Source organism: Leisingera sp. M658 (genome assembly GCF_025144145.1).
Taxonomy (GTDB): Bacteria; Pseudomonadota; Alphaproteobacteria; order Rhodobacterales; family Rhodobacteraceae; genus Leisingera.
On record NZ_CP083548.1, the window covers coordinates 153,032 to 176,417 of the forward strand.

General features: G+C 63.0%; 21 protein-coding genes. 10 read left to right on the plus strand and 11 right to left on the minus strand.

The window, feature by feature from the left end; translation table 11 throughout:
- Positions 1-28: 28 nt before the first annotated feature.
- From K3724_RS22520 to tssA, 4 genes are all read right to left on the minus strand, one after another.
- Positions 29-529: a type VI secretion system tube protein Hcp gene (locus K3724_RS22520; protein WP_129373176.1), complete on the minus strand. Its 501-nt coding sequence runs from the start codon at positions 527-529 to the stop codon at positions 29-31.
- Positions 530-596: 67 nt separating this feature from the next.
- Positions 597-2,093: a type VI secretion system contractile sheath large subunit gene (gene tssC / locus K3724_RS22525; RefSeq protein WP_259992968.1), complete on the minus strand. Its 1,497-nt coding sequence runs from the start codon at positions 2,091-2,093 to the stop codon at positions 597-599.
- A 15-nt stretch (positions 2,094-2,108) separates the two neighbouring features.
- On the minus strand, positions 2,109-2,624 hold the full coding sequence (gene tssB / locus K3724_RS22530; RefSeq protein WP_129373174.1) for a type VI secretion system contractile sheath small subunit: 516 nt from the start codon (positions 2,622-2,624) through the stop codon (positions 2,109-2,111).
- Between the two features lie 70 nt (positions 2,625-2,694).
- Positions 2,695-3,768 carry a type VI secretion system protein TssA gene (gene tssA / locus K3724_RS22535; protein ID WP_259992971.1) on the minus strand — a complete coding sequence of 358 codons (1,074 nt, stop codon included), beginning with the start codon at positions 3,766-3,768 and terminating at the stop codon, positions 2,695-2,697.
- A gap of 187 nt (positions 3,769-3,955) precedes the next feature.
- On the opposite strand from tssA, the gene K3724_RS22540 reads away from it, so the two are divergent.
- From K3724_RS22540 to K3724_RS22565, 6 genes are all read left to right on the plus strand, one after another.
- Positions 3,956-4,801: a hypothetical protein gene (locus K3724_RS22540; RefSeq protein WP_259992973.1), complete on the plus strand. Its 846-nt coding sequence runs from the start codon at positions 3,956-3,958 to the stop codon at positions 4,799-4,801.
- Positions 4,802-4,862: 61 nt separating this feature from the next.
- A complete protein-coding gene (locus K3724_RS22545; RefSeq protein ID WP_259992975.1) occupies positions 4,863-5,282 on the plus strand; it encodes a hypothetical protein in 420 nt (139 codons plus the stop codon).
- A 3-nt stretch (positions 5,283-5,285) separates the two neighbouring features.
- A complete protein-coding gene (locus K3724_RS22550) occupies positions 5,286-5,903 on the plus strand; it encodes a MotA/TolQ/ExbB proton channel family protein (protein WP_259992977.1) in 618 nt (205 codons plus the stop codon).
- Positions 5,904-5,919: 16 nt separating this feature from the next.
- Positions 5,920-6,330 carry a biopolymer transporter ExbD gene (locus K3724_RS22555; RefSeq protein ID WP_259992979.1) on the plus strand — a complete coding sequence of 137 codons (411 nt, stop codon included), beginning with the start codon at positions 5,920-5,922 and terminating at the stop codon, positions 6,328-6,330.
- On the plus strand, positions 6,327-6,734 hold the full coding sequence (locus tag K3724_RS22560; RefSeq protein ID WP_259992980.1) for a biopolymer transporter ExbD: 408 nt from the start codon (positions 6,327-6,329) through the stop codon (positions 6,732-6,734). Before K3724_RS22555 ends, K3724_RS22560 begins: the two co-directional genes overlap by 4 nt.
- Positions 6,731-8,284, plus strand: a complete 1,554-nt coding sequence (locus tag K3724_RS22565; RefSeq protein WP_259992981.1) for a DUF4384 domain-containing protein — start codon at positions 6,731-6,733, stop codon at positions 8,282-8,284. The genes K3724_RS22560 and K3724_RS22565 overlap by 4 nt, the downstream gene beginning before the upstream one ends.
- 259 nt (positions 8,285-8,543) lie before the next feature.
- Here K3724_RS22565 and K3724_RS22570 read toward each other — a convergent pair whose 3' ends face one another.
- The gene (locus tag K3724_RS22570) at positions 8,544-10,046 is read right to left on the minus strand and encodes a caspase family protein (RefSeq protein ID WP_311200230.1); all 1,503 of its coding nucleotides are present in this window, start codon (positions 10,044-10,046) and stop codon (positions 8,544-8,546) included.
- A gap of 186 nt (positions 10,047-10,232) precedes the next feature.
- On the opposite strand from K3724_RS22570, the gene K3724_RS22575 reads away from it, so the two are divergent.
- Entirely contained in the window at positions 10,233-11,273 is a 1,041-nt protein-coding gene (locus K3724_RS22575) for an OmpA family protein (RefSeq protein WP_259992982.1), read from the plus strand.
- 808 nt (positions 11,274-12,081) lie between these two features.
- Here K3724_RS22575 and K3724_RS22580 read toward each other — a convergent pair.
- Together K3724_RS22580 and K3724_RS22585 are read right to left on the minus strand one after the other, a co-directional pair.
- Complete coding sequence (locus tag K3724_RS22580) at positions 12,082-13,182, minus strand: ParB N-terminal domain-containing protein (protein ID WP_259992983.1); 1,101 nt, start codon at positions 13,180-13,182, stop codon at positions 12,082-12,084.
- A complete protein-coding gene (locus K3724_RS22585; protein ID WP_259992984.1) occupies positions 13,179-14,483 on the minus strand; it encodes an AAA family ATPase in 1,305 nt (434 codons plus the stop codon). Before K3724_RS22585 ends, K3724_RS22580 begins: the two co-directional genes overlap by 4 nt.
- A 553-nt stretch (positions 14,484-15,036) precedes the next feature.
- On the opposite strand from K3724_RS22585, the gene K3724_RS22590 reads away from it, so the two are divergent.
- The 3 genes from K3724_RS22590 (at position 15,037) to K3724_RS22600 (ending at position 17,719) form a co-directional block, all read left to right on the plus strand.
- On the plus strand, positions 15,037-15,720 hold the full coding sequence (locus K3724_RS22590) for a DnaA N-terminal domain-containing protein (RefSeq protein WP_259992985.1): 684 nt from the start codon (positions 15,037-15,039) through the stop codon (positions 15,718-15,720).
- Between the two features lie 105 nt (positions 15,721-15,825).
- On the plus strand, positions 15,826-17,100 hold the full coding sequence (gene tviB, locus K3724_RS22595; protein ID WP_259992986.1) for a Vi polysaccharide biosynthesis UDP-N-acetylglucosamine C-6 dehydrogenase TviB: 1,275 nt from the start codon (positions 15,826-15,828) through the stop codon (positions 17,098-17,100).
- 184 nt (positions 17,101-17,284) lie between these two features.
- Positions 17,285-17,719, plus strand: a complete 435-nt coding sequence (locus K3724_RS22600) for a GFA family protein (protein WP_259992987.1) — start codon at positions 17,285-17,287, stop codon at positions 17,717-17,719.
- 150 nt (positions 17,720-17,869) lie between these two features.
- Here K3724_RS22600 and K3724_RS22605 read toward each other — a convergent pair whose 3' ends face one another.
- The 4 genes from K3724_RS22605 to K3724_RS22620 all read right to left on the minus strand — a co-directional run bounded on the left by K3724_RS22605 (position 17,870) and on the right by K3724_RS22620 (position 23,384).
- On the minus strand, positions 17,870-18,781 hold the full coding sequence (locus K3724_RS22605; protein WP_259992989.1) for a MurR/RpiR family transcriptional regulator: 912 nt from the start codon (positions 18,779-18,781) through the stop codon (positions 17,870-17,872).
- Between the two features lie 61 nt (positions 18,782-18,842).
- Positions 18,843-19,145, minus strand: coding sequence for a type II toxin-antitoxin system RelE/ParE family toxin (locus K3724_RS22610; RefSeq protein WP_129373159.1), 303 nt, complete (start codon positions 19,143-19,145; stop codon positions 18,843-18,845).
- A complete protein-coding gene (locus tag K3724_RS22615) occupies positions 19,138-19,374 on the minus strand; it encodes a type II toxin-antitoxin system ParD family antitoxin (RefSeq protein WP_259992991.1) in 237 nt (78 codons plus the stop codon). The genes K3724_RS22610 and K3724_RS22615 overlap by 8 nt, the downstream gene beginning before the upstream one ends.
- Positions 19,375-19,526: 152 nt before the next feature.
- A complete protein-coding gene (locus tag K3724_RS22620) occupies positions 19,527-23,384 on the minus strand; it encodes a PEP/pyruvate-binding domain-containing protein (RefSeq protein WP_259992992.1) in 3,858 nt (1,285 codons plus the stop codon).
- Between the last annotated feature and the right edge of the window lie 2 nt (positions 23,385-23,386).

A 23,386-nucleotide genomic window follows, 5' to 3' on the forward strand; every position in this document is an offset into this window, starting at 1 on the left:
GAAAAACGCCCGGGGCCAGCCATTGGTTTTACTCGACCTTGCCGGTCTGAACGTTCCACTTGAAGGTGCCTTCAGTGGTCAGCTTACCGGTTTTCTGGTTGGTCGATTTGTACTCATGCTCGATCGAGGCATAAGCCAACGACCAGGTCTCTTCCGGGATGCCGTCTTCGCTGCCCGAGATCGAGTAGCTGTCGATCACCACGTCTTTCAGCTTCCAGACCGAATAGACCAGCAGGCCTGCGCTGGCGCTGTCGCCCGACCGGCACCAATGCATGATGATTTCCGGACGCACGGTGCCATTGGCCACCGACAGCGCCAGACCATTGGACGCTTTGCCCATCTGCGAGGTCAGTTCGATTTTGCCGAAGTTTGAATTTGCATGCATCCGCTGGGTCGACCCCAGATCGGTCATTTCAACGGCACGCTCGACATTCCAGCTTGCGGACTGGATGACGATCCATTTCTTGTGCTGTTCTTCTGTCGCGTCACCATCGACATCCGAGATTTGCACAAACATGTTAGCAGCCATTTTTCTATCCTTTCAATAACTAAGATCTCTACTGCGCTATGATCGTTTGAGGCTGGGGAGTGGAAAATCAGCCTCCCTTTTCCGAGGGCAGTTTGGATACCAGCCGCAGCGAGACAGAAAGCCCCTCAAGCTGGTAATGCGGGCGTAGGAAGAATTTTGAGGTGTAATACCCCGGGTTGCCCTCGACCTCTTCCACAACCACTTCGGCTGCGGCCAGAGGTTTGCGCGCCTTCTCGTTCTCCGAAGAGATATCCGCGTTGAAATCAACATAGTTGTTGATCCAGTCCTGCAGCCAGGATTCCATGTCCTGACGGCTTTTGAACGAGCCGACTTTGTCCCGCACCATGCATTTAAGATAGTGCGCAAACCGGCATGTGGCGAACAGATACGGCAGCCGCGCGCCCAGATTGGCGTTGGCCGAGGCATCCGGGTCGTCATATTCCGCCGGTTTGTGCAGTGATTGCGCGCCCATAAAGGTCGCAACATCGGTGTTTTTGCGGTGAATAAGCGGCATCATGCCGTTCTTCGCCAGTTCCGCTTCGCGCCGGTCATCGATGGCAATCTCGGTCGGGCATTTCTGATCGACGCCGCCATCGGTGGTCGGGAAGGTATGCGAGGGCAGGTTTTCCAGCGTGCCGCCGCTTTCCACGCCGCGGATCCGCGAGCACCAGCCGTACATCTTGAACGAGCGGGTGATGTTCACCGCCATGCCATAGGCCGCGTTGACCCAGCCGTATTTCTCGCTGGTGGCGCCTGCGGTGTCTTCCTCAAAGGCAAACTCGTCCACCGGATCGGTTTTCGAGCCATAGGGCAGACGGCCCAGGAACCGCGGCATTGCCAGACCGACGTATTTCGCATCCTCGCTGTCGCGCAAGGAGCGCCAGGCGGCATATTCCGGGGTCTGGAAAATCTTGGTCAGATCGCGCGGGTTCGACAGTTCCGACCAGCTGTCCATCTGGAACAGGGTCGGCTTGGCGCCGGTGATCAGCGGCGCATGGGCGGCCGCGGCAATCTTGGACATTTCACCCAGCAGCTCGATGTCCGGCGGTGAGTGGTCGAAATGGTAATCTGCCACCAGGGAGCCGTAAGGCTCGCCGCCCAGCTGGCTGAATTCCTCGGTGTAGATCTTCTTGAACAGCGGCGACTGGTCCCATGCCGTGCCCTTGAATTTCTTCAAGGTCTTGGACATCTCTTTCTTGGTAATCGGCAGCACCCGGATCTTGAGCTGCTCATCGGTCTCGGTGTTGTTGACCAGATAGTGCAGACCGCGCCAGGCGCTTTCCAGCTGCTGGAACTCCGCGTTGTGCAGGATCAGATTGACCTGCTCGGTCAGCTTCGCGTCAATCGCCGACACAATGCTCTCGATCGAGCGCAACGCGTCATCGGACACCAGCGCAGTATTTGCCAGCGCCTGCTCGGCCAGGGTTTTGACCGCGCTTTCAACGGCCGTCTTGGCCTGGTCCGACTTGGGGCGGAATTCCTTTTGCAGCAGGCTTGCAAATTCGGCAGAGCCAAAGGCGGCTTCCCCACCAGCGGCTTCCGCCTGGAGTTCTTCTTCAGCCATCTCTGTCCTCCTCTCTTATTCTTCGCTCTCGGCGTCGCCGCCGGGTTTCGGCTGCGCTGCCAAAGTCTTCAGCAGGCTCGGATCCTGAATGATCTTCGAGATCAGATCCTCGGCGCCGGTCTTGCCGTCCATATAGGTCATCAGGTTCGAAAGCTGGGTGCGCGCTTCCAGCAGCTCGCGCAGCGGCTCCACCTTGGCGGCAATCGCGGCAGGCTTGAAATCGTCCATGCTCTCAAACGTGATATCGACCGCCAGGTTGCCTTCGCCGGTCAGCGTGTTGGGCACCGTGAAGGCGGCGCGCGGCGCCATCGACTTCATCCGGTCATCGAAGTTGTCCACGTCGATTTCCAGGAACTTGCGGTCCGCAACTGCAGGCTGCTCCACTTCGGATTTGCCCGCCAGGTCGCTCATCACGCCCATCACAAACGGCAGCTGCACCTTCTTCTCGGCTCCATACAGCTCGACGTCATATTCGATCTGGACCCTTGGTGCCCGGTTGCGGGCGATGAATTTCTGTGAACTTCCGGCCATCTAGGTCTCCTTACTCGTCTTGCTTTCACGGTTGCCGCGGCCCGTTCCGCCGCTGCAGATCCCGCGTCCGTCAGTCGTCGTCATTTTCGTCGATCCCGCCGATAAGGTGGACATTCTCCACCCCCTGCGGGGCCATGTCATTCATAATGGTGAGGAAGTCGGCCCCCACCAGTTTCTTCGCCCGCTCCAGCAGGATCGGCAGCGGGCTCGACGGCTCCCGCCGCCGGTAATAGGCAATGATACGGTCCAGCGCATTGGACACATCCATCGGCGAATTGATCACCCCCGGCGCTGCCGCCGCAGCGCTGCCGCCAGCAGCCGGCGCGGCCGCGCCGCCCTCGTCAGCCGCCGCATCCTCTGCGGCGCCGTCATCGCCGGCGCCTTCCTCAGCACTCATGTTGCCATACTCACGAATGCGCTTGGCGATCTGCTGCAGCAATTTGATCAGCGCACTCAGATCCGGGCCCTGCCCCGGTGTCTGTTCATCGAACACCGCTGAGATTGCCCGGACATTCTCTTCCGCCGCCACGATTGCCGCAAGCCTTGCAGACACGATTTCTTCATCGCTGTCCTGAAAGGCGGCGCCGATAGTGGCCGTGTCCGGAATATGCTCCATGTTTTCGGGGGCGGTCACCACCCCTTCGGCAATCTCAATGTCGCGCAGGCAGAACCGGCCAAAGCCGCGGCTTTCGCTCAACGGTGCGCGGCGCAAGGAACGGTAGAGCGGCGATGGCCCCGCCATCCCGTCCGGCTGGCCGCATAAATCCTGAATCGCATTGATCCGCATGGTCGGGTCGCCGTCGTCCTCATCCAGCTCCGGATGGCAGCTCTCCCAGAACTCCTCCAGGCAGCCGCGGATATAGGCGGTCGCATCGGCAAAGCCGGCCAGCCCTTCGGACTGCAGCAGCGCATCGCCAAGAAACACCGCAGCGCGCAGATCATGACTGCGCTCCAGAACTTCCAGCGCCTTCTTTTGAACTTCGCGGTAATCCGGATCCGTCGCCTCGATCGTCTCGTTGCCCACCACCGATTCTTCCCCCGGCTGGGCGGCCAGCTCCATCTCCGTGAAGGCTGGATCGTATTCGAGGTTCTCGCCGCTGGGCGCGTCGTCCCCTTTGGATTGCAGTAATGCTGCTGGATCCATTGTCTTGCTTGCCCCCCGCTTTTTTTCCGGTTTTGCGGCTTTATTGACGTAACGTCAAGCAAACCCCCACCCTTTTCAGGTCCGGTGGTTAAGGCTGCCCTAATCTCAAACTAAAACTTGACCCCAAGTGAGCCTTATCGGCATCCTAAAGTCAAATGGTTTCACAACTTTTTGCGGCGGACGAATAATGAGTATTGAGCGTATTTCCGGCAAGGAAGTCAAAGCGATGGTTCGCGAGGGGGCCAAGAAGCGGATGAGTTTCGCCTTCTGTCTGGACCAGGGCAAAGACCCGCTGCTGATGATCCAGCCGGGCAAAAAACCGGAAACCCTGCTCAACCCGGTGAAAAAGGCGGGCGGCGGCCCGCCGATGGCCTGGGGCACCTATGTGGTGCGCTCCGGTGAAATGGAGATGATCTGCGAAACTGCGCCGCAGCGGATGGTCACCGAGCTGAAGAAATTCCTCAAGCGCAACAAGCCCCAGGTCAACGTGCTGTTTTACGATGACGGTGGCAACCTGCTCGACAGCCTCAAGCCGGAAAAGGCTGAGGGCCAGGTAACCGAGGAGGATACCTCCGACATTTCCGCCTCCGGCATTGACGCCAGCGCCATCGCACCGCTGAAACGACGGTTGAAACGCATCCAGCCGCGTATCGGCCTGGCACCCGGCCCGCTGGAACTGAAACTCAAACGCGCCCTCGCCAAGTCCGTCAGCCTGATCAACGACGGCCGCCTGCAGGAGGCCGAGACGATGGTTGTGGTGATCGAACGCGCCGTTGCCCGCATCGGCCAGGACCGCGAGGATGAGGCCAAGTCGATGAAACGCGGCCAGCGCGAAATGGATCAGCGCTCCCTTGGCGCCCAGGTCAAACGCGCGCAATCCTTGCAGGCCAATGTCGCCCGCGCGCCAGGCGAGGTCCGCGACCGTCTTGGCCGCGCCCTGCATGTGGCAGCGCGCCACCTGAAACGCCGCGACCTCGATTCCGCCCGCGACGCCATGGACAAGATCGAAAAGGCGCTGACCGCGCTGGTTTGATCCAACACCCCAATCCGCGCGCCGCGGGCTGGTCAACGATAACCGGAACCCGGAGACAGTAATGCCTTTGAAACGCCTGCTATCTGCCCTCGCCCTCGCTGCCCTGCCGCTAGCCGGGGCCGCCGAAACCGGCCCCTTGCGGGTCGAGTTGAACAAGACCGAGGAGATCGACGGCGGCGGCTGCCGCGCTTTCTTCCTGTTCCGCAATCAGACCGGCAAAAGCTTTGAAGGCTTCGAGATGTCGCTCGCCATCCTTGACGGCCAGGGCGTGATCGACCGGCTGCTGTCGATCGACGCCGCGCCCCTGCCCGTCCAGCGCACCACTCTGAAACTGTTCGAGATTCCGGAAATCAACTGCGGCAACATCTCCGAGATTCTGTTGCATGACATCACCTCCTGCCAGCCCCAGAACGAGGACCAGATGGACTGTTTCCCGATCCTCGAACTGGGTTCCCGCGCTGCCGCGCCGCTGGTGAAATAAGCCATGAGCGGCACCTGGGAAATCTTCGGCACCGGCGGACCGGTGATTGCGCTGCTGGCGCTGATGTCGCTTCTGTCGATCACTGTGATCGCCGTCAAACTGATCCAGCTCTGGCCGGCCCGCTCCGGCACTGAAGCCCGTGAACAGGCGCTGACCCTGTGGAAGGGCGGCGACCGCAAGCAAGCCCAGGACAGTATCGCCGCCGGCAAATCCCCCGCCGACCGGGTCATGGCCTACGCCATGCAGGCCCTGCAAGAAGGCCTGCGCGGGCCCCTGCTGCAGGATGAACTGCAGCGCCGCGGCAATGAGGAAGTGAGCCGCATGAACTCCCTCATCCGCCTGCTGGAACTCATCGCCATGGTCTCGCCGCTCCTCGGGCTTCTGGGCACCGTCCTGGGCATGATCCAGTCCTTTCAGGAGCTGGAACTGGCACAGGGTGCGGCCAATGCCTCGGTGCTGGCCGGCGGCATCTGGCAGGCGCTGCTGACCACCGCCGCGGGCCTCTTGGTCGCAATCCCCGCCGCTGTCGCCGCAGGACTGTTTGCCGCCCGCATCGACACCGCCGCGCAAGCCATCGAAAGCGCCGCCGGCCGCCTGCTCTTGATTGATGGGTCGCGCTGACACGGGGGAAGCTGCCATGACGATCAACCGGCCCGCCCGCCCCCGCGCCCTGATTTCGCTGGTGCCGATGATCGACGTCATGCTGATCCTCCTGGTGTTCTTCATGGTGACCTCCACCTATCTGAACCTCGACATGATCCCGGCGGTGAAACCCTCCGAAGGCTCTGCCGCCAGTACTCAGTCCCCGGCCGGCACCCTGATGATCCGCCTTGGCGCCGATGGCGTGCCAGTGCTGCGTGGCACCGCGCTGGACGCCGAAACCCTCCGCGCCACCCTCTCCGCCGCTGTCGCTGAGGAACCCCTGACCCAAGTGGTGATCCTCCCCTCCGGCGCCGCCCGGACCCAGGCGCTGATCACCGTGATGGACAGCGCCGCCCTGGCCGGCGTCACCCGCCTGCGCGTGCTGCGGCTGGAAGCGGCGCCATGAAACTCAACCGGCCAGCCCGCAGCCCCCATTCGGAAACCATCATCGCCCTGATCGACGTGGTGTTTTTCCTCTTGGTGTTCTTCATGCTGATCGGCCGGATGGATGCCACCGCCCCGTTTGATGTGCGCCCCGCCACCGCCGCCACCGGCCGCGACATGCCGGCGGGCGGCATTACCCTGGCCGTCTCCGCCACCGGAGATCTGGCGCTGGACGGCGATGCGATCGCCCGCGGCGTCCTCTCCCCTGCCCTCTCCGCCCTCTTGGCAGACGACCCGGACCTGCGCCTGCGCATCAACGCCCACCGCACGGCCGAGCTGCGCCGGGTGCTGCCGCTGGTCGCCGAGGGCGAGGCGCTGGGGTTCAAGGATGTGGTGCTGGTGGTCACCCCGGAAACGGACAGATGAGCCGCGCTCCGGCCATATGGGCGCTGGGTCTTGCTGCCTCTGCGCTGGTCCACGCGGCAGGCGCCGGCGCGCTGCTGATCTCGCTGGTGCCGCAACCCCTGCCGCAACAGCCCAGCCCGGAAAGCAGCCTTAACCTGCAGGCCCACCGCATCCCGCGTTCCGAAGCCGTGCCGCAAACAGCCAACAGCGAGCAAGCGTTTGAAAGTGAAGCACAAAGCCAAGGCCTAGACGCAGGCGCGGTCCCGCAAACAAGCGCCAGACCTCAGGCCCTGCCTGCGAACCGTCTTGCCTCTGCAGCTCCAGCAGCTGCCAGCCTGCCACCAGCTGCTGCCCCCTCGCCTGCAGCAAATCCCGCACCAAACACCGGGCAAAAACTTGCCGCCGCCCCGGCTCAGGCGGCAAGCCTGGCTGTCGCCCGCCCGGCCCGCCAGCAAGCAAAAACCGTTGAACCCGCAGCCGAAAAGACTCTTCCTGCTCAGGCAGAATCACAAGCCGCAGCACCCGGTACGCCCGCACCCGTGCTGCTGGCTGCTGCACAGGACCCTGCAACACCACTGTCACTTACAGCCCCTGCGCTGACCGCCGCCGCAGCTAAACAGCCGGATCTGGCCGCCTTGCCGCAGTCCGCTCCTGCCAGCCAGCCCAGCCCCCAAGCACAGCCCGAAAGCGCAGCACTGGCTGACGCCGCACCCAATCCGCTGCAAACCCCCGCCGCCATTCCCGATGCTCCCCGCATTAAGGCGGCATTGGCCTTTCAGGGCGGCACCGGCGACATCGACCCGGCCTCTCTCGCGGCATTTCAATCCTTCATGCAGCCCGGCGATGCCGTGGCTGAAGGCAACCCGCTGCGCGACGGGGTCGCCGGCATCCTCTCCGCCGTGCCCTGCTCCCGCCTTCAGGTCGCCTTTGTGCCCGAAACTGCCACGCTCCAGGTCCGCGGCCACCTGCCCGAAGACGGCCTGCGCTCGCCCGTTCTGGCCGCGCTTCAGGCCCGGATGGGCGCCGATATCACCGTGTCCGATCAGATGCGCCTGCTGCCCCGCCCGCAATGCGGTGCGCTGGCCGGGATCTCGAACGTCGGCCTACCGCAAAGCACCGACCAGATCACCAATCCGCTGCTGGTCGGCGCCGATGCCCACGCCCGGGTGCTCGACTATTCCGGTGGCGAGCGGCTGTTCTTTGACCTCACCGCGCCAGACTACCCGGCCTATGTCTATGTGGATTATTTCGACGCCGGCGGCGCGGTGCTGCACCTTTCCCCGAACGAGCTGGTGCCGCTGGCAGAAACCGCCCCCAAAAGCGCCCTGCGGGTCGGTGCCAAAGAGGCAGGAGATCCCGGCCTGCAAATCACCGTCGCCCCGCCCTACGGCCAGGAAATCGCAGTGGCCATTGCCGCCTCCCACCCGCTGTACGAAGGCCTTCGCCCGCTCAGCGAACCGGCGGAACCCTACCTGGAATTTCTGCGCAGCCAGGTCGCAGCAGCCCGCGCTGAACATACGGATTTCAAGGGCGAATGGGTCTATTTCTTGATCACCACCCACGCCCCTTAGCCGCGTGCCGTCCCTTGCCCTTTTTCCGGGTCAAGGGCTGCGCGAGCAGCCGCGCCGCAGGCGCGGTTCACCCTTGAGGCGGAAAAAGGGAAACATCATTGGGATGGTGCCTTAAGGGCAAACCTGCCCTTAGACACCTCTCAGCGGAAAACCCGCTGTGCGCAGCACAGCGCCACGCCCAACGGCAAAGGTGCATTTTCAAATGCACCGGAGCAGGCGGGAGCCCTCCCCTGCCCTGCTCCAGCGGTCCCCCGGTCCGTTACTGGCAGCCGCCCGCCGCCCAGCTCTTCAGCGCCTGTTTCAATGCCCCGCCAAAGGGATGCTGCTTGCCCAGCGAACGCTGCATGTTGAGGCTAAGATAAGTATTCCCTTGCGTGCAAAGACGTTCGCGCGTCCATTGGTGGCAGGAACTGCAGGCCTGACCTTTCCAATAACTCTCCGGCAGGCCCTCAATGGGCGGAAATGCGGGGGAACGGGTCACTGCCTCGGCCAGGGTCAGCCCGGCAATCTGCGGCATTTCCGAATGCAGCGGGCTGGCATAGGTGACCGGCCCCGCTTCGGGCAGCGGCACCGGTGCAGGTTCGGCCTTTGGTGCCGCAGCAACTGCCGCGCCGCCGGCCTCCGGATCCTGGCTTGCCCCGGCGCGCATCGCCGCCAGTTCCACCGCCGCCATCTCGGCAAACTGGCCTTCGGGATAGGCCATCAGATAGGCCTCATACGCGGCCTTGCTGCCATCACCCTGTGCGGCCTCGAACATCGCCGTTTCAGCATCCGCAACAGCCGGAGCCGAAGCCGCCGCCGGAGCTGCGGCAACCGCCGCACTGCCCTGCAGTTCTTCCGCCATCAGTTCGGACAGCAGCCCCCGTGCCTCATCCGCATGCTTCCCGTCACCGTAGCCCCGCAAATACAGCATGATCTGCATCGCATCGCGCGACGCCTTGACCGAGCGCCAGATCTGCGCTTCCTGCACTTCTGCCGCGCTCATTACCGCTTCCGGCGCGGCTTCGGCAAAAACAAAATCGCTGACCAGCGAGGACGTGTCCCAGGGCGTCTGACCGCCGCCGCTCTGCTCCAGCACAGCCCGGCGCACCTGTTTGAACACCTGCTCCACCGGTGCCCCCGGCACCACGATCTCGCGCGCCAGCGCCTCGGTGAACGGGCTGTTCTCCCCGGTACCGTCCAGCGCCACATCGCCCGGCGCCGTGGCATAGGCCAGGAAGGTACCGGTCGGCGCCTTCATCTCCGCCAGTCCGCTTGCGTTCAGATCCGCCACCGCCTCAAACGGGTTGTTGCGGCAGGCATCCAGGATCACGATATTGGTGCGGTTGCGCGCCGAGGCCATCTGCCGCAAGACCGACTGCGCCTCCACCGCCATCAGGTCCAGATCCGCCGCATCCGCCAGGGCGACATCGACCGGCAGCAGGTAATTGCTGCCAAAGCTCTGCACCCCGTGGCCGGCATAGTAAAACAGGCCCGTCGCGTCTTCCCCTGCCCCGCGCAGCTTGCGCCCGAACTGGCCGATGGCGCGCTTCATTTCAATTTGCCGGGTATCCGCCGCCAGGGTGACATCAAATCCCAGCCCCTCCAGCGTCTGTGCAATCAGCCGGGCATCGCGCACCGGATTGTCCAGCGGCGAGACCGAACCATAGGCCGAATTGCCGATCACCAGCGCCAGCCGCTCTTCTGCCAGAACTGTGGCACCCCAGCAGGCCGCCGCAACAGCCAGCACCATCAGCCGGACCCAGATCATCAAACCACGCACGCACCTGCTCCAATTCTCGCCCCCGGTTCCTGTCCTGCGGGGCAGCTTCCCAATTGTTAAGGGTATTTGGTTACGAAACTATCGTGCCCTTGCGCCCGGCAGCAAGTGTGCTTTTAGTCTGGGCACATCTCTTTCGCCCCTGCCCGCTGGCGGGGATTTCACGCTGGCAACCCAAATGGATCGCGCATGTTCCGTATAACCCTTTCAATTTTAACAGTTTTATTCCTCCTCATCCGTCCGGCCCTGGCCGCCGGCCCGTTTGAGCACGGCTGGCAGCTCAACCCCGAATCCTCCGCCATCCGCTTTATATCGATCAAAAAGGGCAGCATTGCGGAATCCAGCCGTTTTGCTGCATTTTCCGGCAGTATCTCCGACCAGGGCGACGCCAGAATCCAGATTGCGCTCGATTCCGTAGATACCTCCATTGACCTTCGCAACGTGCGGATGCGGTTTCTGTTCTTTGAAACCTTCACCTACCCCGAAGCCGTGGTCACCGCCCGGATCGACCCGGCCATGATCTCAGATCTTGCTGCCGTGCAGCGCAAGCGGATTGACCTTCCAGTCACCCTGTCGCTGCACGGGGTCAAAGCGGACCTGACCGTTCCGGTAGCGGTAACATCGCTGGGCAACGACCGCGTTTCTGTTGCCACCGTGCAGCCTGTCATTCTCAAGCTGGAGGCATTCAACCTCAACCCCGGCCGGGAAAAACTTGAGGAAGCAGCAGGCGTCACCATCACACCCGTTGGCCTGGTCAGCATGGACCTGATGTTTGACCGCACCTCGCCCGGCAGCACGCCTGTCCCCGCGGGGACAGTCACTGCGGGGGCCGCCACCGCACTGGAAGCCAGCGGCGATTTCAGCCGGGAGGCCTGCTCCGGCCGGTTTGAAATCCTGTCGCAAGGCCGCAGCGTGAACTTTGCCCCATCCACCGCCCGGCTTGATGCCAACTCCCGTGACTTTCTGGACAGCCTCTCGGACATCATCCGCCGCTGCCCCGGCATGGTGGTCGAAGTCGGCGGCCACACCGACAGCCAGGGCAAAGCCGCCTGGAACATGAAGCTGAGCGAGAAGCGGGCCGCGGCAGTCGCCCAGTACCTGCAGCGGATGGAGATTCCGGCCGAGCGCCTGGTGGCCGTCGGCTATGGCGAGACCACGCCGCTGGTGTCGAACAACACGGCGCAGAACCGGGCCAAGAACCGGCGGATTGAGTTCAAGGTTTTGAACTGACGCGCCGCTGATCCGCGAAAATATCCACCTGTCCCCGCGGGGACAGCAGTGGAAAACACCAAGGCCCGGCCCCCCGCCGGGCCTCTTTTTTCGGGCAAATCCCGCTCCCCTTGTCTTAAGCCTTCATCTGTCCCCGCGGGGACAGATCAGTTTGTTGGATCTGTCACGATGCGCGCTGTGCCTCGCAGGCCGGCCCGGACCACCTTTTATTAGCCAGGCCAGCCGGTTTGTCCCCGCGGGGACAGGCAAAAATTCCACCTGCATGATCACCCGTTTTTGCCGCTGTCCCCACGGGGACACTGGTGTTTTCAAACCCAAGCCGCACAGGCAAGCCGTACGGGCAAGCCACCGCCCGGACATAAGATGACGCGGTTTTCAAATTCTGTCCCCGCGGGGACAGGCCCGGATTTTCCCGAAAAGCCGCGGCGAATCCCAGCGGACAAACGCCTGCCGATCCAGACCGTGCCAGGTTTTCCGCAAGTGTCCCCGCGGGGACAGGTCAGATTGCCGGCGGCAGTGGCCGGCGAAATGTCCGCCCCGTGCAGTTCATCGCCTGCGGCAGCTGGGCAGTTCCGCAACACCCCCGCAGAATGCAGCTTTGTCCCCGCGGGGACAAAAGTGAAAAACAGGCCCGAATATGCTGATTAGATACTGAATAGCACATTGAATGTTACAGGGGCGTCTGGCCTGTCCCCGCGGGGACAGGCGCAGAAAACAACGCCGGACGCCAGCAGCAGACGCAAAAAAGGCCCGGCATATCTGCCGGGCCTTTGCCATTTTTCAAAGCTGTCCCCGCGGGGACAACGGGTCAGTCTTCTTGTTCCAAGGCCTCAAAGAAGGCGGCGATTGCGTCCTCCAGCTTATGCCGGTCGATCTCGGAAAAGTCGCGCTCCATCGCCATCTCGATCTTGCCGTCGCGCGCCTGGCAACGGACTGTCCCCGCGGGGACAGTGCAGCGCAATGTTGTCTTGGCAACACCGGCGCGCGGTGCTGCGGCGGCGCGGGGCGCGTTCTTGCGCTTGCCCTCGGCAAAGCTGCGCAGCACATCCAGCTCACCCTCTTCGGTTTGCGGCTGCACCCGCGCCAGCGTGTCCCGCAGCACCTGCGCGTTCATCGCATCCGCCTCCAGCCGTTTTTTCAGATCCAGCCCCAGCGCCCGCGGGATTGCCTCCGGAAATTTCAGTCCCTCGCCCACCGCCTTCAGCACCTGGGCGAAATGGCGGATATAGATCCGCTTTTGCCGCCCGGCCGAGGCATAAAGATCATTGACCGCATCCTCGGTCGTCTCGGCCCCGGTCTGGGTGTCCTCGGCGTAGCGCAGCGCCAGCTGTGCCATCTCGGCAAAAGAGATGTCGCGGCGCACCAGGTTTTCATCCACCATCCGGCGGTAGAGGGCCTGCAAGCTGTCGCCCTTGGCCACCAAACCCGCGGGGATCGCGGCATAGCTTTCGTCGCCAGTTTCCTGCAGCAGCGAAAAATAGGCGCGCATCCGGCGGTAGCCCTGGATCAGCTCAAACTTGCCGTCGCCGCGCTCTTCGACCCGGATCGGGTTCGACAGGCCAACGGCCTTGATCGACTCTTTCAGTTCCTCCAGATCCGGATCGCGTTCATCCTTGCGGTCACGGATCAGCTTATCCATGCGGATCATGCCAAGCGGGATCCGGTCGACCACCAGGCCCAGCTTCTTCAGCCGCACAAATTCATGTGCCAACCGGTCGTTTTCGGCGCGGATGTTTTGCTCGGCCTCGGCGCGGGCACGCAAGGCATCGGCGTTCTCCGAGATCGCGGTGGCCATCGGTCCGCGACGCGACTCTGTTTGTTTGTCATCCGGCTTTTTTGCGGCTGTCCCCGCGGGGAACACCTCTGGTTCAGACGGGAAGTCGATGTCGAAGACTCTGCGTTTGCTCATGCCTCATCCTCCAGGTTTTCCCAGGCTTCCAACGCGTAAGATCTGAATTCGTCATAAGCCTGGTCAAACGACGCACGTGCGCGCCGCCAGGTTTCGCGTGTCATATCCCGGTAGTCGATTTCATAGATGGAACTTAAGAACCGGCCCGATTGTTCGACTGCGCGGGTCATCTCAATCGGGTGCTCGGTCATTCTGCCCTCAAACACCTTCATAAATGCCGAACGCATCGCACGGTGCAAATCGTTACCGGATTCGTAACGGGTGAGCAGGAAGCGGACGTCCTGGAAAACCTTGGGCAGGGCAAATGTCCCCGCGGGGACAACGCCGTTAAACGCCGACAAATCCTCCAGCGCCTCGGACAGCTGGCCGACAAAGGAAGTGGTGGAGTCATATTCCCAATAGCCGGGGCCGGAGGGGATATAGAGCATGTCGGCGGCAAAGACTGCGTTCATCGACTGGTAGCCGATCGCGGGCGGGCAATCGAAGATCATCAGGTCGTAGTCTTCGGCCGGCAGCTGGTCGAGGTAACGGGATACGGCCGCAAAGAACGACCACTCCGGATTGAGGTGCCGGTACTGGGCGGAGGCGAATTCGACAAAGGCCGCATTGGCGCAGGAGGGGATGATGTCGATGGTCGGCCAGCTGGTGGGTTTGACAAAGTCGCTGACCCGCAGGTCCTGCAGCCCCATGCCGGTGATCGCGTCGGGCAGCTGGCGCCGGGGCAGGGCGGTGCCGGACTCGGCGCCCTGCGGGACCGCGTTCATCCGCTCGGTCTCGCGCACCAGGTCGCGGGCCATGATGCCCCAGACGGTGTAATCCTCGGTGACATCGCTAAGGCCCATGGAGTGCGACAGGGTGGCCTGCGGATCGAAATCCACGCACAGCACCCGGTAGCCGTCCAGCGCCGCGGCATGGGCGAAATGCAACGCAACGGTGGATTTGCCCGCACCCCCTTTGAAGTTCGAGATCGCCACCCGCAACGCCCGTTTCCCCGCGGGGCGCTTGGGCAGCAGGGATTTGCGGTTGATCTTGATGCGGCGGCGCAGCTCGTTGATCTCCTCCAGCGAATACCAGCGCTGGCGGCCGTCTTCCTCGACATGGCCCTGGGGCAGGGAAGGATCTGCCGACAGCCGTCCCCGCAGGGTCGACTGGTTGACGCGGAAGATCAGCTCAGCCACTTCCCAGGAGGAGAACCGGCGCAGGGTCTTTTCCATTTCGGGGGAGAAGGTCTGCTGGCGGATCCAGCTTTGCATCTTGAGAGATTGGGCCTGCATTTTGGACAGGTCTTCGTGCGTAAACATCGCTGCTCCTTAGCCTCACACGTTTTCTATTATGCGCGTCCATTTCTAGCGGACGCTAATTCAGCCTCAATATTCATTTACGCCGAATTTGCAAAAAACGCAAAAGCAAATATGGTTGGCAACAGCGTCCTGTCCCCGCGGGGACACATCTGCAAAAGGCCCAATGGAATATAGGCGGAACCGATTCGGAGACTGGCAGCCAAACGATTCGTTTCATTGGATTTTTCTGGGGTTCACACGCCAGATTTAGGGGGACACCCCGGGGCCGGACACAGCAGATTGGGGGACATTTCTGCCGTAATAGGGGACACACAAGATGTCCCCCCATACCATTGATACCAATTTTTCTATCGAAAAAGGGATTGGGCCTGAATTCAATTCCCGCCGGCGCTTGACAGAATCGGAATTCCGGACGCAAATCAGGTACAACAAACGAATAGCGTTGAGTTCGGAGCTAAACCGGCCAGCGCAAGTCTTGGCAAAAGACGCTGAGAACACTTGAGGCAGCATATCCCGGCCCAAAAGGGCAGGGGAGGGAGAAACGGGGGCAGCAATGCTTGCCAAACGGCCTGCGGGGCGCAACGCCTCAGCATTGAAGTATGACATCCTCACGGCGATGGGGACCTATGCGCTTGGCCAGGGCAAGGGGGCGCAGAAACTGGTGCTGCGCTTCATGACATTGATGACCGCACGCTACAACTGGCAGCGCGATGAACTGGCAGTGGGCCAGCGCGAGATAGCCCGGCTGTGGGATGTCGATGAACGCACGGTAAAGCGCGAGATGGCCAAGCTGCGGGGCTGGGGCTGGCTGGTGGTGAAGCGTCAGGGCGCGCGCGGGCGGGTCACCGAATACGGGATCGGCCTGGAGCGGCTGCTGGCGGATACGCAGGACCGCTGGGGGGCTGTGGGTCCGGATTTTGAACACCGGATGCAAAACAATGATGAGCCGGCGCCGAATGTGGTGCCGCTGCGCCCAGGTTCGGCGCCGCCTGCGCCGGATATCTCGGACGGCAGCGAATGGAGCCTGGCCAAGGCAGTGCTGCATGCGGAGGACCCGGCGAATTATGCGTCGTGGGTGCAAGGGCTGGAACGCGCCAGCCGCGCCGGCGGCCGGCTGACGCTAAAGGCGCCGAGCCGGTTCCACGCAAACTATGTGATGGCGCATCTGATGCCGCGCTTGCTGGCGGCCTGCCGCGATGTGGATGGCGGGGTCTCGGCGATTGTTGTCGAGGCGTGAGGCCTAATCTTCGCGGCAGTGGTTGAACCACTTGGGGGCGCGGCATTATGTGGGTGGGCAGGGGGCTTGGCTTAAGACGCCCCGCAAGAACAAGGAGCAGCCCGGATGAGCGGCGTGCAGGATAAGATCTGTGTCATTGGACTTGGCTATGTGGGGCTGCCGCTGGCGGCGGCCTTTGGGCAGCAGCGGAAAGTCATTGGCTTTGACATCGATCCGGGCCGCATTGCCGAGCTGCGCCGGGGCGAAGACCGCACCCGCGAGCTGGGCTGCCAGGAACTGGCAATTGCGGAGCACCTTAGTTTCACTGCCGACCCGGCGGAGATTGCCGGTTGCTCCATCTATATCGTCACCGTGCCGACGCCGGTGGATGCCAGCCACCGCCCGGATCTGAGCCCGCTCTTGTCGGCTTCGGCGATTGTTGGCGGGGTGCTGAAACCGGGCGATCTGGTGATTTATGAATCCACCGTCTATCCCGGCGCCACCGAGGAAGATTGCGTGCCCATTCTGGAAGCGCGCTCGGGGCTGGTGTTCAACAAGGATTTCTTTGCCGGCTACAGTCCCGAGCGGATCAACCCCGGCGACAAGGCGCGGCGGCTGGCGGATATCGTCAAAGTGACATCCGGGTCGACGCCGGAGGTGGCCGAACGCGTCGATGCGCTGTACCGCGAGGTGGTGACGGCCGGCACCCATAAGGCCGCGGGCATCCGGGTGGCTGAGGCCGCCAAGGTGATTGAGAACAGCCAGCGGGATATCAACATTGCGCTGGTGAATGAGCTGGCCAAGATCTTTAACAAGATGGGGATTGATACCGAGGCGGTGCTGGAAGCGGCTGGAACCAAATGGAATTTCCTGCCGTTCCGCCCCGGTCTGGTGGGCGGGCACTGCATCGGGGTGGACCCTTATTACCTGACCCACAAGGCCGAAAAGCTGGGATATCATCCCGAGATCCTGCTGGCGGGTCGGCGGCTGAATGACGGCATGGGTGCCTATGCTGCCGGCGAGATGGTGAAGGCGATGCTGAAACGCGGCCTGCCGGTTTCGGGCGCGCGGGTTCTGGTGATGGGGCTGACCTTCAAGGAGAACTGCCCGGATCTGCGCAATACGCGGGTGATCGATGTGGTGCGCAGCCTGGAGGAATACGGGGCGAAGGTCGATGTATATGATCCCCATGCAGACCCCGAGGAGGCACAGGCGGAATACGGCATCTCGCTGGTTCCGGAGATCGGGCAGGGGGCCTATGCCGGGGTGGTGCTGGCGGTGGCACATTCCGAGTTCCGCGAAATGGGCGCGGAAGCGATCCGCGCCTTGGGGACCGCCGGCGCGCTGGTCTATGACCTGAAATATGTGCTGGCGCCGGAAGATGCGGATCTGCGGCTTTGATCAAGTGCCAAGGGCGGCGGAGGCCCGTGGGGGGACGCCGCTGCCGTTGCGTTTGCCGCGTTATCCCTGCAGCATACCCCTGACCGCTTGCAGGGCATGACCTAGCAAAAGCAGCGGCCCGCCCGGACGGGCCGCCGTTTGCCCGGCGCCTGCGGCTTTACTCCGGGCTTTGGGGAGTTTGGATATGAGCGATATTCTGGAAGGCCGTTGCCTGTGCGGCGCCGTGAAAATCCGTGTCGATGGGGCGCATGACCCGCGCCCCGGAGCCTGCCATTGCCGCATGTGCCAGCGCTGGACCGGCGGGCTTTTCTTATGTTTTGAGGCTGATGCGGAAGCGGTGGTGGTGGAGGGGCCTGCGGTCCGGTATCAATCTTCTGCCTTTGCCGAGCGGGCGTTCTGCAGCACCTGCGGGTCGCATCTTTGGATGCGGGATGTGGATAAGGACGGCGCGCCTTATGACCTGATGCCGGGACTGTTTGATGCCGCTCTCAGCTGGCCGCTCCGGTCGGAGATCTATGCCGACCGGGCAATGGCGTCAGTGCGGCTGGAGGGCGATCACAAGCGGGCCACCCGGGATGAATGGGAGGCCCAGAACCCGTTCATTGACGGAGATGTCTGAGGGCAGGGGCCAACTCAGCGGTCTGTGCGGGCCAGTGCCAGGCCAAGGCCCGAGGTGGCGAACAACGCGCCGGTCAGCCGGTGGCGCGGGCGGCCGATACCGAGGATTGCGGGGCGGGCAAGGCCTGACAGGCCGCTTCACGTAAGTTCCCTAGCGGCTGACACGCGGCAGTTTCGGGCCGCTCCAATAGGCGCCGCTGTCCTGACGCAGGGCGTCATAGGCCTCTATCCGGTGCCGGGCGTCTTCGCCGCCGGCTGCGATCAGATGGGTGAGCAGGCATTCCAGAACCGCCATTGCGCCGCCGACGGCGCCGAAAGGGTGCAGCGAGCTGGCGGCCACCGCCAGCACATGATCGGTGCGGATGCCGGGGGCGATGACTTCGCTGTCGGAAATCAGGATCACCTTTGCCCCGCGTTCGCCCGCCAGCCGCAGCGCCTGGATGGTGCCGGCGGAGTAGGGGGCGAAGGTAAGGGCGATCAGGCAGTCCTCGGGGGTGATATCCAGCAGATCGTCCAGCGCAGCGCCCATGTGGCGCGGGACCAGTTCCAGCCCCGGCAGCGCCATGCGGCCGACGTAGTGGAAGTAATAGGCCAATGCGTAGGAAGAGCGGGTTGCGGTGACATAGCTGCGGCGGGCGGAGGTGAGGGTGTCGATGATGGCCTGGGTGCGCTCTGCCGTCATCAGCCGCAGTGAGCGGGAGGTGATGTTGAGCTGGTTGCGCGCCGCCGATGCCTGCAGCGCGCCGGCCGGGCCTTGGTCCTGCATCCGGTCGAGCCAGTCCTGGCCAAGGTCAGCCTCGTGCGTAGTGGTGAGGGCGGCGCGAAAGGGGGCGCGGAGGGCCTCGAAGCTGTCATAACCCAGATGCTGGGCGAGGCGGACAAAGCCGTTGGCGCTGATGCCGGTCCTCTCGGCCGAGGTGCGGACCGTATCAAGGCCGAAGTCGCCGGGGTTGTCGATCACGTATTTCGCCGCCGCCTTCAGCTTGGGCGGCAGTTGCTCCATCTGGTCCTTCAGGTGCTGGATCAGCCGGGCGGTTTTCCGGGGGTCGAGATGCGGGTCCATACAAGGTATCAGAGCAGATGTGCGAGGAATAGCAAGAGTGGAACGGGTGTTCCTGCCCGGGTTATTCTGACAGGAAGGCCATCAGGTCCTGGCGGGCGTGCAGGATGCGGATGATTTCGGGGCGGGAGTGTTCCAGCCGGTAGATCACCAGATGCGCGCCGCTGGGATGGATGCGGACCGGCGGCGTGAATTCAGTGCGTTCGCGGGCCATTTCCGGGAAGTCCGCCAGCAGGTCGAACAAGGCAAACAGGCCATCGGCATAGGCATCAGCCTGCGCCTCGCTCCAGGTGTCCAAGCCGTAGCGCCAGATGGCAGACAGGTCGGCGCGGGCGGCGGGGCGGATCAGCCAGCGCGGCTCAGCCATTGCGGCGCATTGCGGCCCTAAAGTCCTGTGCTGACAGCGCTTCCGCCGGGCCGCTGGCGAGGCCTGCATCAATGGCGGATTGCAGTTCACCTATGGCGGCGGTGCGGGCCTGGTCGCGGCGGATCAGGTCGCGGACATAGTCGCTGGAATTGGCATAGGTGCCGGTGCGGGCCTGGTCCTCGACCCAGTCTTTCATCTGGTTCGGCAGGGATACATTCATGGTGGCCATATGCGGTCTCCTTTCGCTGGATCAGGATATGGCAATCTTTGCCAATAATGCAAGGGGGAGGGCGTGGCAGCGGAATGGCGGGCAGATTGCTACCCAACAGAAAAGGCCCGCAACAACTGGTTGCGGGCCTTTTCTTGTTTTTTCTGGCCGGATCAGGCGGAGACCACCTTGAGGCCTTTTTCCTCCAGCGGCTGGATGGAGCCGTCTTCGCTTACGGTCACCCGTTCGCCGTGGCTGAGGCTGTCGAGACCCTTGCAGGCAACCAGCATCAGGACGTCTTTTTCGCGGGCGACAATGGCCATGTGGCTGAGCCAGCCGCCGACCTCGGATAGCACCGCGCCGGAACGCTGGACCCATGGCAGCCAGGCCGGGTTGACCATCCGGCAGACCAGAATGTCGCCGTCCTGGAAATCGGCAAAGGCCTCGGGGCTGATGTCGCTGTCGTCTTCCATCCAGAATACCCGGGCGGTGGCGCTGCCGCTGCCGGCCACGCAGGTGCCGCCCATAGTGCCGTCGCCAGCCTGGGCCTGGGCGCCCAGTGACAGCATTTCGCAGTCGCGCAGGGTAAGAGTGACCGCTGTGGGCGCGGATTTCTTGCGCAGCGTTTCTTTCTCGGCACGGGCCTGGGCCAGGTCGCGCAGGGCGTCCGGGTTGGACCAGTTGCTGTCCAGCACCTCGTCAAAGGTCAGGCTGAACACCAGATCCTCCAGCCCGCTGATCTGACCCAGCGCCAGCAGGGCGCGGCGCAGTTCAGCGACGACGCGCAGGGCTTCGTGCTTGGCCTGTTCCTTGAGGTCCTGATAGGCAATGGCGATGCCGATGGTATCGTCCAGCTCATCCGGCAGGTTGGCGGGCGTCGGGACTGCGCCAATCGGCTCTACCGTGCTGCTGAGCAGCGAGTTCAGCAGCGCAGGGGCTTCGGCGTAGCGGGGCGAGGACAGCTCGTAATCAAAGATCGAGCGGTGGCCCATCAGCTGCATGGCGCGGGCCTGGGCGTCTTTGCCGGTGCAGGAGGCAATCAGGCTGGAGGGCGCATTGGGCAGCTCGGCGTGCATCAGATGGGCGCGCAGGGCGGGATCGCCTGCGGCTGCCGTGCCAGCCTCACCCATGGTGAAACCTGCCAGAATGTTGATCTTCTCGGCCTCCAGATAGACCTCGCGGATGAACAGCTCCTTGAGTGTGGCAATGGTTTCCAGCAGCTTGTCCTGCGGCAGGGCGGCGTAATCCACGGCCTGCCAGATCGCCAGTTTGTTCTTCAATTCCGGCATCACTTCGCCGCGGAAGCGGGTGATCATCGGATGCGCCTGCTTGCGCAGCTGCTTGGCCTTGGAGGCCGTCAGCTTCAGGGTCATGCCCTGCTTCAGCGCCACATCGACATAGGTTTTGCCGAACAGGTTGACCAGATGGCCGTCGCGCCCCTCAGGCAGGCCGTAGGGCACGCCCAGCTCGCGGCAGGCCAGATCAACACTGCCGCCGGGTGCCCACAGATCGCTCATCAATGAGAAGGACAGCGGGGTGGGGCGGGGCAGGACTTCGGACATTTCATCCTGTTCAAGGATGGTCTGATCCGGGTCTGCATCGGCGTAACGGTCCAGCACATCGCGCCATTCCGCGAGGCTGGTCTGTTCCTGCTCGGTGCCAAGCGACAGGGTGGTGATGTCGCGGCTTTGCACGATCTGGAACTGGCCGTTGGCAAACGCCCATTCCACGTCCTGCGGGGCGCCGAATGTCGCCTCGATCTGTTTGCCAAGGGCCAGCAAGGGCTCCATGCCGAGCGTCTGGTCCTGATCTTTCGTTGCCGGCAGGTCAGTGTAGCGGCCAAAGCGCAAGCTGGTGGGGGTGACACGGCCGGAAACCAGATCCTCGCCGCAGCCCTCGACCCATTCGATCATCGCCATGCCGGGCGCCATCGGATCCTGGGTGAAAAGGACGCCGGCATATTCGGCCTGCACCATCTCCTGCACCACGATATTGCCCTGTCCGGTGCTGTCGCCCGCGCCGGAATAGCTGGCGGCACGCGCGGAGGAGAAGCTTTCCACCACTTCGTCAAGTGCTGCGCGCATGGTGTCTGCGGTGACGTCGAGCACCGATTCAAAAACGCCTGCAAAGCTTTGATCGGCGCCGTCCTCGTTGCTGGCAGAGGAGCGCACAGCGACGGGTTTGCCGCCGGCCAGCAGGAAAACCTGCGCGGCAAATGCATCTTTCCGGGCATCAGACATGGCGCGGTAGTCGTGGATTGCGTCTGAACGCACGATTACGCCGCCGGGGACCGGCAAGCCTGCATTCTTGAGGATCGACAGGCGCAGGGCCTTGTTGCCGGCCTCTGCCAGTTCTTCGGTATAACCCATCGGGATCACACCGCGCGGCAGTTTGGCAAGCTTGCGTTTATGGGCGCGCAGGGACAGGGCTTCAGTCAAATCGCGGTGCATGCCGGTGACATAGCCGCGCTGGACCAGCAGCAGTGTCAAGCTGAAGCAGAGGTAGGCATTGGCGGCACCAGACAGGCTGAACACCATGGCAAACAGCGCAGGCATGCCCAGTACCATCCACAGCAGTTTCTGGCGCTTGGTCTTGGCGACGGCCCACAAGAGGTAGACAGCGGCCAGGGCGCAGAACAGCGCCGGCATGATGAACAGCGGATCGGGCATGCCAAGGTCAGCCATCCATAGGAACGGGGTTTGCAACGAGGCGCTTGCTTCTTGTGCGGAAGAGACCCCCAGCATCATCACCGGCAGGAACAAGAGCGCGGTGAGGTTCTTCATCGGGGTCAGGCCCTTGTCGGCATAGAAAGCCTGCACCGCGCGCGACTTGCGCACCGGGTCATGCGCCAGCTTTGCCTTCAGCGCCTTCATTTCATCAGCCGTATCATTGGTGATGATCTGGTCGCGTTCGGATTTCAGCGCGACGGGCAGTACCAGGATGCGGGTCACGATCGACAGCGCCAGAAGGCCCAGCAGGATATGGCTGCGCTCATGCACCCACAGCAGGGCGGTTGCCAGCGCCGAGATTGCCTTGTCCCACAGACCGGTCTGCTGCTCGGCCAGCCACTCCTGCACATGCGGTTTCGGCTTCGGTGCGACGAAGTATTCCCACGGCAGGGTGTAGCGGCCCAGGAAATCGATGCCCTGCTGCGACAGCTCCAGTCCCAGGACCTGGCTCATGAAACAGCTGCGGCGGTCATAACAGGCAGCAATTGTGGGCTTGTTGGGGTCCAGCTCGGCGATGCGGTCCATCAGATCCGCAGTCGTCATCTTGCGGATCGGGATGTTGACGGCGCCAGGCAGGTGGCCTCCCGCGAAATCACCGGGATAGCGGGTGTCGACGATCTGCAGATCCTCGGTGGTCAGCAGCCCCTCAAAATCAGCGGTGCTGAGCAGTACGTCCCTGCCCGGGTATTCCGGAATGGCGCGCAGATCCGAGAGGGTCTTGACGTCCTTGTCGGAGAAGTCGCGGCCCTCGACGATCCATTTCTCGATACCGCCGGCGATGAAGCTGCAGTCGATGCCCATTGCCGCCAGCTTGGCGCAGGTTTCCGACGAGCGGTTGCCGTTGTGGCAGAACAGCACAACCTTTTGGCCGGGCTGCACCGGGCGCGACTGCAGGAAGTCCGGGAAACGGATGTGAGTGGCGCCGGGCAGGGTGCCCATGGCGTTTTCGCCGGTCTCGCGGATGTCGTAGAACAGGGTTGAGCCGTCCTCCAGCGCCGCGGCGGCGTCTGTGGTGCTCATTGCCAGCGGGTGGTCTTCCTGCTTGGAAAAACTGGTCTCCTTCAGCGAGGCATCCTTGATGGCGGTGCCGTCAAACTGCGCCGGCCGCGTCAAAGTGGCCTGCAGCCTTGTCAGCTCGGCCTGTGCATGCGAGGAGTATTGCCAATAGTTTCCTGCAGCCAGTGCAATGGCCGCCAGTACGAGGACGGAGATCAGCTTGACCGGGTAGCGGCGTGAAGAGCCGCCCGGTTTGGGGGTAAAACCCAGTTTCGCTGCAATGACTGCGCCAAGGCCGGAAATCATGG